This is a genomic window from Parabacteroides provencensis, from assembly GCF_900232875.1.
In the GTDB taxonomy this organism is placed as follows: domain Bacteria; phylum Bacteroidota; class Bacteroidia; order Bacteroidales; family Tannerellaceae; genus Parabacteroides; species Parabacteroides chinchillae.
The window spans coordinates 668320-682176 of sequence record NZ_LT960489.1 but is presented as its reverse complement, the minus strand read 5'-3'; the positions used below and the strand labels follow the sequence as shown (position 1 = coordinate 682176).

The 13857-nt window shown below is 39.5% G+C and carries 9 protein-coding genes; 5 read left to right on the top strand and 4 right to left on the bottom strand.

Features of this window, described 5'->3' with window-relative positions:
• Positions 1-174 precede the first annotated feature (174 nt).
• The 4 genes from CTY47_RS09745 to CTY47_RS09730 all read right to left on the bottom strand — a co-directional run bounded on the left by CTY47_RS09745 (position 175) and on the right by CTY47_RS09730 (position 5120).
• A complete protein-coding gene (locus CTY47_RS09745) occupies positions 175-1410 on the bottom strand; it encodes a sodium ion-translocating decarboxylase subunit beta (RefSeq protein ID WP_099464565.1) in 1236 nt (411 codons plus the stop codon).
• Positions 1410-3299 (bottom strand): biotin/lipoyl-containing protein, encoded by a 1890-nt coding sequence (locus tag CTY47_RS09740; RefSeq protein WP_099464564.1) that lies wholly within the window; start codon positions 3297-3299, stop codon positions 1410-1412. Before CTY47_RS09740 ends, CTY47_RS09745 begins: the two co-directional genes overlap by 1 nt.
• Before the next feature lie 22 nt (positions 3300-3321).
• Positions 3322-3594, bottom strand: a complete 273-nt coding sequence (locus tag CTY47_RS09735; protein ID WP_099464563.1) for an OadG family protein — start codon at positions 3592-3594, stop codon at positions 3322-3324.
• A gap of 239 nt (positions 3595-3833) precedes the next feature.
• On the bottom strand, positions 3834-5120 hold the full coding sequence (locus CTY47_RS09730) for a serpin family protein (RefSeq protein ID WP_099464562.1): 1287 nt from the start codon (positions 5118-5120) through the stop codon (positions 3834-3836).
• Between the two features lie 465 nt (positions 5121-5585).
• Here CTY47_RS09730 and CTY47_RS09725 point away from each other — a divergent pair, with 465 nt between their 5' ends.
• The 5 genes from CTY47_RS09725 to CTY47_RS09705 all read left to right on the top strand — a co-directional run bounded on the left by CTY47_RS09725 (position 5586) and on the right by CTY47_RS09705 (position 13593).
• On the top strand, positions 5586-6545 hold the full coding sequence (locus CTY47_RS09725) for a tetratricopeptide repeat protein (protein ID WP_099464561.1): 960 nt from the start codon (positions 5586-5588) through the stop codon (positions 6543-6545).
• A 24-nt stretch (positions 6546-6569) separates the two neighbouring features.
• A complete protein-coding gene (locus CTY47_RS09720) occupies positions 6570-7166 on the top strand; it encodes an RNA polymerase sigma-70 factor (protein WP_099464560.1) in 597 nt (198 codons plus the stop codon).
• Between the two features lie 73 nt (positions 7167-7239).
• Positions 7240-8253: a FecR family protein gene (locus CTY47_RS09715; protein WP_233202139.1), complete on the top strand. Its 1014-nt coding sequence runs from the start codon at positions 7240-7242 to the stop codon at positions 8251-8253.
• Positions 8254-8484: 231 nt separating this feature from the next.
• The gene (locus CTY47_RS09710; protein WP_199163417.1) at positions 8485-11820 is read left to right on the top strand and encodes a TonB-dependent receptor; all 3336 of its coding nucleotides are present in this window, start codon (positions 8485-8487) and stop codon (positions 11818-11820) included.
• 12 nt (positions 11821-11832) lie between these two features.
• Complete coding sequence (locus tag CTY47_RS09705) at positions 11833-13593, top strand: RagB/SusD family nutrient uptake outer membrane protein (RefSeq protein ID WP_099464559.1); 1761 nt, start codon at positions 11833-11835, stop codon at positions 13591-13593.
• Positions 13594-13857: the final 264 nt, after the last annotated feature.

The following is a 13857-nucleotide window of genomic DNA, read 5'->3' as shown; positions in this document are numbered from 1 at the left end:
CTAAATATACGTAAATAATTGGAAATTTCGGTGCGGGCATATGTTTTGAACAGTTCCGGAATCTGTATTTATGGAACGCAGACGACACAGACAAGCGCAGATAATATTATGTCTTAAAAAATCTACGTGAATCTGCGCTTGTCTGTGCCATCTGCATTCGCTTTTGTGCAGCTATTATCCCAGGAAAGAAATCAATACACCGGCTGCAACGGCCGAACCAATTACGCCCGATATGTTACTGGCCATGCAGTATTGTAATACATGGTTCTTCGGATCATATTTCAAAGCGATCTCGTTGGCTACCCGGGAGGCCATCGGTACGGCGCTCAGTCCGGTTGCTCCGATCAGCGGATTGATCTTTTTCTGAGTGAACAGGTTGAAGATCTTAACAAAGAAAATACCTCCGCTGATAGATAAAGCGAATGCCAAAAAACCACCGATAATGATACCTATCGTAGTGAAATTAAGGAATGCTTCTGCTGTCATGGTAGCACCTACCGATAATCCGAGGAAGATGGTTGCAGCATTCATAATGCTGTTTGATGCCGCATCGAACAGACGGAATGTGTTTGTTCCTATTTCCTTTACCAGATTACCGAACATCAGCATACCGATCAATGGAACGGCACTGGGTACGAACAGGGCTACAACCGTTGTTACAACGATTGGGAAAATAATTTTCAATACACGCAGGTTTTTGATTTCTACGGATGAAGGGAATTTCTTCTCCTGTTCTTTCATATTGATGGAAAGTTCCTTTTTTGAACAAAGTAATTTAACCACTAATGGTATGATAACCGGAACCAGAGCCATGTACGAATAGGCCGCAATGGCGATAGGGCCGAGCAGGTGAGGAGCCAACTTGATGGTGGTAAAGATCGCTGTAGGGCCATCGGCTCCTCCGATGATACCTAAAGAGGCTGCTTCTTTGGGAGTGAATCCCATCAGGATGGCAACAAGTAGGACTGTGAAGATACCTAATTGCGCTGCCGCTCCGAAGATGGAAAGACGCAAATTGCGGAGCATGGGACCGAAATCGGTCAGTGCACCTACACCCATGAAGATGATAGGTGGCAAAAAACCGGTCTTTATCAACATGTAGTAGATAAAGTTCATTAATCCCAGTTCGTGTGCAATATCGTGCAAAGGCATTTGCCAGATGTTTTTCATTACGCCATGTACATTGATCATTCCGTTTTCGTCGGCTTGAATAACACCCATGTCTCCACCCGGAAAGTTGGCCAGCAACACGCCGAATGCAATAGGTACGAGCAGCAATGGTTCGTATTGCTTCTTTATTCCGAGATATAGCAGAATGAAAGCAATGGCATACATGATAAGAAACTGCGGTTCAGCAACAATGTTGCTGAACGCAGTCATATTGTACAGATTTTGAAATATTTCGTTCATTACCGGATTGTCATTAATATGTCATCTTCTGAAACTGCATCGCCCGGTGACAGGCAGATGGCTGTTACCGTTCCGCCAAATTCTGCACGGACAGCATTGTATGTTTTCATGGCTTCTACGTAACACAACACGTCGCCTTCTTTTACGGTATCTCCTACCTTAACCGCAGCTTCTGAGGCATTCTTTACAAGGAAGAATTTGCCTTCCAGCGGAGAAAGGACTTCCTTTCCGTTTCCTGCTGTTGCCGGAGCGGCAGGTGCGGAGGCTGGCTGAGAAGCTGCCGGTGCAGCAGCGTTGGTCGTATCACCGAAGGCAACCGTTACGCGATAGGCTTGTCCGTTCACATCTACATTCATCACCTGAGGTGTTGTTGGCATAGCTATTGTTGCAGGTGCGTCATGGGTTGCCGGCTTTTTGGCTTCCTCTTTTTCCGCTTTGCGATGTGCTACGTCGGCCAAAAATTCCACTTTGGCTTTACCTGAACGGTAGGCTTCGTATTGAGCCGGATGCATGGCGTATTCAAATAACTCTTCATCGTCCTGACCGCATTCCCATTGTTTTTCATTCATCAACTTGCGGTATTTATCCAGAGCGTCCGGATAATTGTCTTGCGGATTGCCTTCAAAGAACTCTCGTCCTTCTGCTTTGGCTTTCTCTACAAGTTCGGGGGCTAGTTTGCCCGGCAGGCGTCCGGCTTTGCCTAAAAGCATATCCCAGATGTCGTCGGCAATCATGCTCCAGCGTTCTTTGCCTTTTTCCATCTGCATGACGTTCATCAAAGCCAGATTCTTTACATATTGACTGAACGGAGTAACCAATGGAGGATAACCCACACGCGGCCATACAAAAGCAACTTCGTCGAATAATTTGATCAGAAGCTGATCTTGCGTCATAAGAGGCTTATTATTCTTGGTGCGTCCTTTATTGATTGATTCCAGATTCTTTTCCAGGTCTGCCATAAGGCTACCCATCATACCTCCCGGCAGTCCGGGGCCGATCAGTAGCGAATTCATCAGACGGTTTTTAGGACTGATGTATAAGCCGAGGAAATCGTCCATAAATTCCTGTACCATGCTGCGTACTTTCATGTAGGCTTCCATATTGATTTCCGGTACTTTGTAGCCGGCATCTTTCAGCATTGCCTGTACGGTAAGCAGGTCGGCGTGGCCTGTACCCCATGAAAGCGGTTCCATACCCACGTCTATATAATCGCAACCGGCATTACATACTTCCAGAATAGAAGCTACATTGAAACCGGGGCCGGCATGGCTGTGATATTGAATAGGAATTTCGGGATGCTTAGCTTTAATGTTACCTACGATTTGTCCCAATGAATACGGACGTCCGATGCCGGCCATGTCTTTGATACAGATTTCGTCTGCACCTAGCTCGATCAGTTCCAGCGCCATATTGGTGTAATACTCTACAGTATGTATAGGTGAATGGGTGATACATAACGAACATTGTGAGATCATACCTGCTGCTTTGGCATATTTGATTGAAGGTGCGATATTGCGCACATCGTTCAAACCGCAAAAAGTACGGGCTATATCGGTGCCTTGTGCTTTTTTTACTTTATAAAATAATTGCCGTACATCGTCTGGAACCGGGCTCATGCGCAGTCCGTTTAACGCCCGGTCTAACATGTGAGTCTGGATGCCGGCTTCATGGAACGGTTTTGTCCATTCGCGAACAGATTTATTGGGGTTTTCTCCAAAAAGCAGATTGACTTGTTCAAAACCTCCCCCATTGGTTTCTACACGGGCAAAACAGCCCATTTCTATAATAGCAGGTGCTACTCTGACTAATTGATCAACTCTGGGAACATATTTTCCAGCTGATTGCCACATGTCGCGGAAAACCAGACTGAATTTAATTTCTCTTTTCATGATATTATATAATGTAACAATGTTATACTTTTTCTATTTTAACAACTTTACCTTTCCCTCCTGTTACAACACTTATGGCAGAAACAATTGCAGCTGTTTCCTGATTTGATGCTGATCCGGCCTGGGGGGATATGCGGGTTGCGGGAGTCTGTTTTTGGATAGATGCTTCTTCGGGTGCATACTTGTTCACCAATACTATCAACCCTTTCCCCAAGTTAATAACAATTAGTAGGATGGCAAATACAGTAGTCATTCCGACTACCATCAATAGTAGTCCTGTCTCTAAGTTTTCCATGTTTTTTAAATGGTATTTATTTTAAGGTATTTACAGAGGTATATCCGTCTGAATACAAATTGAAAACTAGTGCAAAAATAAATAAATACTCTTATACTTTGTAAGATAAATTATTTAAAAAATTGAAAAACGGAATAGCTGGTTATCTTTATGTTTGTATTTCTAAGTGCAGACAGCCCGTTTTGTTTCAAATTAAAACAAAACGGGCTGTCTTAGAATCGTAGAGTAACGTATATGTATTATATCGAATTTACTTCCCCCATAAACAAAATCGTGTTGGTAGAGCTTTCGCATATCATAAACAGGAACGGACGATTTGCAATAAAGTCTGCAGATGGGGGTACAGGTGCAGGGCCAGCACTTCCGCTCATTGTTGCATAGGTAATAGCGGCTGCCTCCGATCCTTCTTCATCTACAGTCAGGTAGGTGTGTTGTTTTATTTTGGAGATATTTATTTCTGCATCTGTTATTAATGGAAAATCATTTTCGCCAGTAAATATCTTCTTTATTCCTGTAGCTTGTAAAGCTGTTATTAAATCTTCTTTTCCGGTTACTTTGAAACGAGGTAGTGATAAATCCACTATGTAGGTGGAAAATTTGTTGTTGCATTCTGCCAAGTATCCGGGTTCTTTCAGTTGGTCTATCACTTGCTCTGTAGTGTAATTTTCATTCGGCAGAATGAGTTGCATATAGAATGCTCCGTTGCCGTATTCAAGTTTGGTGGAGGCAAACAGGTCGTTTCTAAAATAAGGACGTTCACCCTTTTGTGGCATAAAATTAGCTGTTGCCACAGAACCGTCTTTTTGTGTAAATTCACCTTCTTTGGTGTTTTTCGGTTGGAATTCGTTTGTCCATTTCGCACTAAAATAGATGGCATTTATCAGATATAATAAATCATTTGCGCTTGTCGATTCCAGTATCTTGTCAATTTTCCCGTTCGTGTTATCTGCACACCATTTATTAATATCGTTCACTGTGGATGGATTTGCAAAGTCTACCACGAAGCATTCGGCATTGTATACGGCTTTATTGGTGGTAACATAATCTTCCTTCAGTATAATGTTTTTGTTGCTCCACATAGAGTTGGCAGAGGTGAAAACAACACCTCCGTCTGCTTTCTTCAGTCCTTCCGTCATTTTCTGATAGTAACCGTTTAGTTCACTTATGGAGAAGCCTTTCAGCCCCGTTGCATCTGTTATTTCTTTCAGTGCATCTCCTTGCGTCCCGTTGGCAAGCATGGCTAGTGCAATGTTTAGGCTAAAGGGTGATAATAGAAGATTCTCGTTTTTCTTTCTTGGAGCATTTTGTAGTTGTTTGTAGAGGCTGAAAGCAAATGAGTTTGTCGTATTTACTATTTGTTGTTCGCTTTCGTTTAGTTCTATCTTTATCCGTGGATATGTTTCTATAGACGGCACTTCGGGTGCCGGAGCCGGCGGCAGAACGGGTTGATCTATACTGTTGTTCTCTTTGTCGCAGGCTATTAGCATGCAACCGGCTAATATGAATGTATAATACAAGTTTTTCATAATTGTTGATGTTTAATGTTGATTAGTTTATGAACTTGAAACTGATCCTGTATCAATCTTTCAGAAGACTTCTGTAGTTGAAGTGTGAGACGTTGCAAAAATATATAATATGAGTCTGTATGTACTTTGTTTAAAAAATAGTTTTTTGTGTAAACAAATATAGATATAAAGTCTGACTATAGGCCGTTGGGGACTAAACAATAAAAAGCAAGAAGAGTGCTATTTAATTAACTGCTTTGATTCTTATTATTTTTCAGACAATGTTAATGTATCGTAATTGAATCTCGTTTTTTCGCAAAATATCTTGTCTCCGGTCAGAACGGAATGTATTGATAAAATCATCGGGATGTTTTTTGAAAATCATCAGGGTGATTTGGAAAAATGATCGGGATGATCCTTTTTTATGAATCGTTTGTGGTGGTATGAGTAATTTGTTTACATTTGCGAAACTAATATCGGGAAAGTATGGGATTTCTTAAATCATTGTTTTCTTCTGCCAAAGCGGAAAATCCGGAAGAAGAAAAAGTAAAAAACAACCAAAAGAATTTTGATATATTAAAGTACGATGGTGTGCGTGCCCAAAAAATGGGGCGGGTTGCTTATGCTGTTAAATGTTTTACGGAAGCATTGAATATACAGAAAGATTTTGAAACTATGACATACCTTGTCAGTGCATATATTGTAGCCAACGAGCAGGAAAAGGCTTTGGCTGTATTAGACCGTATGGTTGAACTGGAACCCGACCATATTAATACGCTGCTTACACGGGTTAATATTTTGTTTTTGTTGGATAAAGATGCCGAAGCGATTTCGGTTTGCCAACATGTAATAGAGTTAGACGCAACAAACCATGTGCCCCATTATTTGATGGCAAAAGCTAAAAAGACGACCGGAGATCTACTGGGAGCCGTTGCCGACCTTACAAAAACGATTGCTTTGAAAGATGATTTCTTCGAGGCATATTTGCTCCGTGCAGAAGTTCTATTGTCTATGTCGCAGCTACAGGAAGCTTTAGCTGATGTTGAAAAAGTGATCGAATCTGTTCCGGAAGAAGAATCAGCCTTTTTGTTGAGAGGCCGTATTTATGAAGCACAGGGGAATACAACGGGGGCGATGGCCGATTTTGAAAAAGTTCTTGAGCTGAATCCCTTTAATGAAGATGCAAGCCTTTTAATTGGTAAGCTGTTAATCGTTCAGGATAAATTAGATGAGGCTATTTCTTTTTTCGATGATGCTATCGATATGAATCCTGCGTTTGGAAAGGCTTATGCCGAACGTGGACGGGCAAAAAATATGAAAGGCGACAAAGAGGGGGCTTTTGAAGACTTGAAAAAGTCTATTGAATTGAATCCCGAGGGCGAGGAGGCAAAGAAAATGGACGGACAACACACGAATTTTGAGAATAAATCATATATGCCTTTTTGACGAATAGATATGCCTGATATGTAGATGAAGGATATACAGCAATATGAACTGGTAGAAGGGTTGCGTAAAGGAGAAGAGACTGCATACAAAGAACTTTACAGACTTCATTATAAGGTTCTTTGTGCTTTTGCATATAGTTATGTAAATAATAGTTTTATTGCTGAATCACTGGTCAGTGATGTCATTTTTAATCTATGGGAAGGCCGCGGTACTTTGACTATCAATCAATCTTTGCGGGCTTATTTGATGAAAGCTGTGAAGAATACCTGTATAAACTATCTTGCTCATTGCTCACGGCATAATGATTTGCTTCAAACATTGTCTGGTAAACTGACAAGTGAGCAACAAACTTATTACAATCAGGATGGACATCCGCTGTGCTCATTGCTTGAAAAGGAATTAGAAGAGCAAATTGAGAAGTCTATCTCTTCTTTGTCTGAATTGTCCAGGGAAATTTTTTGGATGAGCCGTAATGATAAAATGAAGTATGAAGAAATAGCCCGGCAAAAAGGACTTACTGTCGATATTGTGAAATATCACATTCGTTTGGTGCTTAGTAAACTGAGAAAAGACCTAAAAGATTATTTGTTTACTTTTCTGTTTATATTTTTCCCGTTTTAAATAAAAAATAATTCATTTTTTATCACCTGATTTGTTTTCTCGTTTGTCATATCTATATAGACATACTATATATATGCAAATTCGGGATAAAGAATACTGGGATGACTTGTTAATCGACTGTTTTTCAAATGATATAACAGATGATAATAGAGCTGTGCTGAATAAATGGCTGGATGAATCGGAGAAACACCGGTTATATTATGAAAGTATGAAAGATATATGGAATGCATCTTCGGTGGCAGATGACCAGTTTCCGTTTGACTATGAAAAAGCATTTATTCTTTTTGAGAGAAGAATTCATTCTGCAAATGGACAAAAAACAAAACATAGTATGCCATTATGGCGTAAAGCAGTTGCAGTAGCTGCTGTATTGATTCCGTTTATTCTTTTGTCTTACTATACGATTTTATATTTTAACATACAAAGTAGTAGGGACGAAGGTTTGGTTTTGTCAGAGATAACAAGTCCAAACGGCTCAAAGACAAAATTGAAACTGGCTGATGGCACTGTGGTATGGCTTAATTCCGGTAGTACGGTTCGCTATAATAATGGTTTTGGAAAAGATAACAGGCAATTATTGCTTTCGGGGGAAGCTTATTTGGAAGTTGAACGAAACGAAAAACTGCCTTTTGTGGTGAAAACCAAAGAAGTGGATGTTGTTGTATTGGGTACGGTATTTAATGTAAATGCTTATCCGGAGAATGAGGATGTGAAAGTCTCTTTACTTAACGGTTCTGTATCTCTGTCTAAGGACGGAAGTGTAAAACCGATTATATTGAAGCCGATGGAGACAGGAGTTTATAATAGGATGTCCGGACAGATTATTATAGATCATCAGATGGTTGCCAATGCGTTGAGTTGGATAAACGGGCGTTTGGTGTTTAATGGAGAAACTTTTGAAGAAATTACAAAAATATTAGAGCGTAATTTTAATGTGAAAATTGTTATTCATGACGAGAACTTGAAAAAGAAGCGTTTTGGAGGCGATTTCCGCAATAATAAATCAATAGAAGAAATACTTGAAATTATGTCGTCCAGCGGTAAGTTTAAGTACAAAACCACTAATGACAGAATAGATATCTATTAATTTGTTAATCTTGTCGAACCTAAAAAAATCTAATGCCTATGAGTGAAAATATAAGTTAACTAATTAATGTTTGAAGAAATTGAGGAATGGGCCAACATTCCTCAATTCAGATTTGTCAACAATCAGAAAACCGATTATTAACAGCTTAATAATTAACTGCAAATGTATCAAAAATTATGCAGCAGGGATCTGTTATACGAGATCTTATGCAATAAAAAAAGTATAAATGTTATGAAAATATCCATATTACTTCTTTTTGTAGCGGTATTTTCTATTTCGGCAACCTCGTATTCTCAGGAGGCTCGTGTGACATTAGATATGGAAAATGTCAGTATAAACGAAGTATTCAAGGGTATACAAGAACAAACCAACTATTCTTTTTGGTATGATTTAAAGGATATTAATTTAGATAAAATTGTATCAGTTAAAGTCAAAGAGAAATCAGTGGGCAGCATATTGGAACAATTATTACAAAGTGAAAATGCAACTTATAAACTGGTTGGTAACCATATTGTGATTATACCAAAACAGGAAAGTTCCGGTAGTCCGGTGATAATGCAAAAGAAAAATGTAACCGGCATTGTTAAAGATCATCTGAATGAACCCGTTATAGGGGCAAATGTAGTTGAAAAAGGGACTCAGAACGGAACGATAACTGACGAGAATGGGAATTTTTCTCTTGAAATCAGCCCGGATGCTATTCTAGTTGTTACTTATATTGGCTTCTTGCCCAAAGAAGTAACTGTCGGTCTCAAAAATACATTCAATATTTCTTTGTCGGAAGATGTCGGACAATTAGATGAAGTAGTGGTTATTGGTTATGGAAGTGTAAGAAAAAAAGATCTGACAGGATCTGTTGTGAGGTTAAATGCTGAAAAATATAAAGATCAGGCTAAAACCCAGGTATCTGATATGCTGTTGGGAACAGTTGCCGGTTTTTATGCACAGCAATCGGGTGCAGCCAGTGATGGGGCTTCAAAATTGCAGGTTCGAGGTCCTACTTCATTGAAAGCATCTACTTCTCCTTTAATAGTTTTGGATGGTGTTATATATAATGGTAATCTAAGCGATATAAACCCGAACGATATAGAGGCTGTTGATATTTTGAAAGATGCAAGCTCTGCTGCTGTGTATGGGTCGAGAGCAGCTGCAGGAGTATTGATTATCACTACAAAAAAAGGTGTAAAGGGTAAACCTATGATTAATTTTTCTGCCCAGATAGGCGTGGCGCAACCTTCAAACCGGAAGTTCAAAGGGTATGATGCCGAAGGATTCCTGCAATATAGAAGAGATGCTATGACTGCCTGGTTCCCGAATAAATATCCGTATTTCTATTATAACCCGGATGAATTACCTGCTGATACATCACTGGATGAATGGAGAAATGCAAGTGCTAATCCGAGTGCAGACAATAAATCGGAATGGGGTTCACGTCTGAATCTATTTCCCACTGAGCATGAGAATTTTATGGCTGGGAATACAATCGATTTGGCAGATATGGCATTTCGGAATGGGTTGAGGCAAAGTTATGATGTAAGTATTTCGGGAGGGACGGACAATACAAACTATTACTGGTCTTTGGGATATGATGATAACGAAACGATTCTTCGGGATGGAGGTTTTTCGGCTTTGAGAACTCGCCTGAATGTGGATTTTAAAATTGCATCATGGCTGACGGTCGGTTTAAATACACAATTTACAAGTAGAGATGAGAGCCCTCTTTCAGTATCATATACAGCCAGAGTTAGCCCATTCTGCTCTATTTATAAAGAAGATGAATCGCTGGTGTGGTATCCGTCTGGCTATCAGGGCGTACAAAATCCATTCTTAAGTAAAGAGCAAGAACGGAATAAAAAGGCAAACGCATTGTTCTCGTCTTTGTTTGCGAAAATAAACCTTCCTTTTGGCTTCAAATATGAAATGAATTTTCAGCCTCGTTATGAATTTTCGAAAGATTATAATTTCTGGGGTCCCGAAACTTATGTCGGATCAATAGCTTATTCTAAAGGATACGGTACTCGTTCAGAGTATTCCCAATTTGAATGGATGTTAGATAATATCATTCGTTGGAATAAACAGTTTGGTGATCACAATTTTGATTTGACATTATTATATAGTGCTGAGCGGTTCAGGGATTGGGGGTCGGATATGACCGGAGAAACTTTTGCCCCGAATGCTAATCTTGGATGGAGCGCTTTGCAACAGGCACAAAAAGTTTCAGTGAAAAATAATGATACGGAATTGACGGGAAATGCTGCAATGGCCAGACTAAACTATACTTTGATGGGGAAATACTTGTTGACAGCTTCTGTTAGAAAGGACGGATATTCTGCATTCGGACAAAAAAATCCGTATGCTGTTTTCCCTGCAGTTGCTTTGGCATGGAGAGTATCTGACGAAAAGTTTTTTAAAGTCCCATATGTAAATGCAATGAAGCTAAGGGCTTCGTGGGGAGTAAACGGAAATAGATCCATCGGACAATATTCTGCACTGGCTACAGTAACTTCCAGCTTGTATTATGATGGGAAAAATGCTGTTTCAAATGTATACAATACCTCCCTGGCAAATTCGAATTTGAAATGGGAACGTACGGAATCTTTCAATTTTGGAATAGATATGTCTTTGTTGAATGATAAAATTTCAGTAGTTGCGGATTTTTACTCAATGACAACAACCGATTTGTTAATGGACCGTAAGCTTCCGGAATTGACAGGTTTCTCCAATATTACTACAAATTTAGGTGAGTTGGGTAACAAAGGTTTTGAATTAACTGTAAATACACAGAATATAGACAATCCGGACTTTAGTTGGAATAGTAACTTGGTTTTTTCTTTAAATCGAAATAAAATTAAAAAGTTATTTGGCGATTATGGCGAGTATATATTGATGGGGAAAAAACACAATGGCGAATTACCTGATTATACAAATGGATTGTTTCCAGGACAGTCTATCGACCGGGTATGGGGATATAATATCGTAGGTGTATGGCAGATGGAAGAGGCTGAGGCTGCTAAAGAGTATAATTTGGCACCGGGCGATTTTAAGAGTGAAGATCTGGATGATAACGGAAAATACGAAGATAAGATGGATAAACAGTTTATCGGGTACACCAGTCCACGTTTTCGCTTGGGATTTGGTAACGATTTCACGTTTCTGAAACATTTTACGGCTTCAATTTTTCTTCGTGCGGATTTAGGCCATATAGCCCGTGCATCTTTGGCCGAACGTAGAGATGGTTATGAGTATAATCGTATTAATGAATTTGATTTTCCATATTGGACACCGGAAAATCGTAATCAGGAATGGGGTGGACTCAGGATGAGTACAAGTTCATACGGGGGAGATTTCCAGGTTTATAAACCTGCATCGTTTTTGAGGATACAAGATGTTTCGGTCGGCTATAATTTACCGGAAGCGATTGCGAAAAAGCTGTTTGTAAATAGTGCACGTTTCTCATTTTCTATCCGTAATCTTTATTGCTTTACAGACTGGATGGGATGGGATCCTGAATCATTGAATACTCCTCTTCCCCGGACTTATACTTTTGGCGTGAATGTTTCACTTTAAAAACAGAGTAATATGAAACGTATAATTATATTTTTATCATTTTTTGCTGCTTTTTTCCACACATCTTGTTCGGACGAATGGTTGGACCCTAAGCCGCATTCTTTCTACACACCTGAAAATGTATATACAGACAAGGGCGGTTTTGAATCTTTGATCCTGACCATGCGTAAGGATTTGAGGGCTGATAACACAGGAGAGAGACATTTTATTTGTTCTGAGATGGCTGCGTCCGATTTAGGTGTTCCATTGGTTCAATTGGATTTTAGGAAATTGACACCTAGCAGTTCTACTTATTATCCTTTCCTGACAATGTTTACCCGTGCATATGAATTTATTAAAAATTCAAATGTCTTAATATCCCGTATTGATAATATCGAGTGGAAAGACGAAAACGAAAAAAATGCATTAGTTGCTGAAGCTTTGTGGCATAGGGCTTATTGGTATTATCGGTTGGTGAACAACTATGGAGATGTACCTTTGATTTTGGAAGAATTGTTCGGGCCGAAACTGGATTTTGCAACATATAGCAGATGGACAATCCTGGAAAAGTTGGAACAAGATCTGGAATTTGCAGTTAAATATCTTCCAACACCGGAATCTACGCCGGCAGGTGGTGTTTCTGCAGGAGCCGGGTACCACCTTCTGACAAAGGTTTATCTGGCAAATATGAAGTATGATAAAGCCATAGAAGCTGCCGATCATGTCATTAATGACTATTCGTATGCATTAATGGAGCATCGGTTTGGAAAAGACCTGGATATGCCGGAATATAACTTAATGTGGGATTTGCATCGTCCTGAAAATTTTAATTTGAGTGAAAATACTGAAACTATCCTGGCTTGTATCGACCGTTTTGAGGCCCCGGCCGAGGCTAAAACTGCCGGACTTCGTACCATGCGAAACTACAATTGTGGCTGGTGGTATCCGGCTGTATTAGATAGTGAAGGAAAGCAGGGTATGGTTTATGGAGGCGAATATAAGGCTTTATATGGAGAAGCAAATCCGAATCTGGTAAATACACCCTATTACAGGTTTGATATCTGGTCTTATAAGGGAGATACCTGGGAAAACACATCCGATATGCGCCGGGCTGATGAAAATTGGGTGGATATGCATGAGTTGAAATATAATAACCCAAAATCGGTAGATTATGGGAAACCGGTAAACCCCGAATATTTTGCGGCATTAGCAGATACATTTTATTATACATTTGCTTTTCCACATTATATAACGTATGTTCCGGCTCCCGACCCGGCAATAAATCCTATGGGAAGTAACGGTGATTGGTATATTTTCCGACTGGCTGAAACATTCTTGCTGAGGGCTGAGGCATACTATTGGCAAGGAAATATGGGAGCTGCCGCTGATGATATAAATAAAGTCAGACTTAGGGCAAAGGCTAAACCTGTCACTGCAGGTGAAGTAACGATTGATTTTATATTTGATGAACGTGCTCGTGAGTTATTCGCAGAAGAACCTAGGCATTCCGAATTGGTACGCGTATCTTATATGATGGCAAAAGCAGGTATGAACGGGTATACATTGCAGGATTTTAGTAAAAAGAGCTGGTTTTATGATAGGGTAATGAAGTATAATACGTATTATCAAACGGAACTTAATGTGTTGGCAAATTATGTGGTAATGGATCCTCATCACGTGCTTTGGCCTATACCTCAAAGTGTAATTACGGCCAATACACAAGGAGTTATTAACCAGAATATAGGATATGACGGAGCTGACAATAATGTACCGCCATTAACTCAGATTGAATAACAGGATAATGAAAATTATTGATTAATATTAAATGTAAATCGGGTGAAAAAAAACAAGTTTTTTCACCTGATTTCTTTTCTGAGTTGTCATATTTATAGAAAGAGAAAGAATACAATTGTTAAACTAAAATCTCATTTGCTTATGGGTAAAAAACAGAAATAATTAGATTGCATATGACTGGGGTATGGGCCAACATTCCTGGTTTTCAGATAAATCAATACCTGATATTAATAGCTTAATAAGGGACTGCAAATATATACATAT

Excerpts from the sequence above, each read along its gene's own strand:
- CTY47_RS09745 (WP_099464565.1), bottom strand. The coding sequence starts at position 1,410 with ATGAACGAAATATTTCAAAATCTGTACAATATGACTGCGTTCAGCAAC.
- CTY47_RS09740 (WP_099464564.1), bottom strand. The coding sequence starts at position 3,299 with ATGAAAAGAGAAATTAAATTCAGTCTGGTTTTCCGCGACATGTGGCAA.
- CTY47_RS09735 (WP_099464563.1), bottom strand. The coding sequence starts at position 3,594 with ATGGAAAACTTAGAGACAGGACTACTATTGATGGTAGTCGGAATGACT.
- CTY47_RS09730 (WP_099464562.1), bottom strand. The coding sequence starts at position 5,120 with ATGAAAAACTTGTATTATACATTCATATTAGCCGGTTGCATGCTAATA.
- CTY47_RS09725 (WP_099464561.1), top strand. The coding sequence starts at position 5,586 with ATGGGATTTCTTAAATCATTGTTTTCTTCTGCCAAAGCGGAAAATCCG.
- CTY47_RS09720 (WP_099464560.1), top strand. The coding sequence starts at position 6,570 with ATGAAGGATATACAGCAATATGAACTGGTAGAAGGGTTGCGTAAAGGA.
- CTY47_RS09715 (WP_233202139.1), top strand. The coding sequence starts at position 7,240 with ATGCAAATTCGGGATAAAGAATACTGGGATGACTTGTTAATCGACTGT.
- CTY47_RS09710 (WP_199163417.1), top strand. The coding sequence starts at position 8,485 with ATGAAAATATCCATATTACTTCTTTTTGTAGCGGTATTTTCTATTTCG.
- CTY47_RS09705 (WP_099464559.1), top strand. The coding sequence starts at position 11,833 with ATGAAACGTATAATTATATTTTTATCATTTTTTGCTGCTTTTTTCCAC.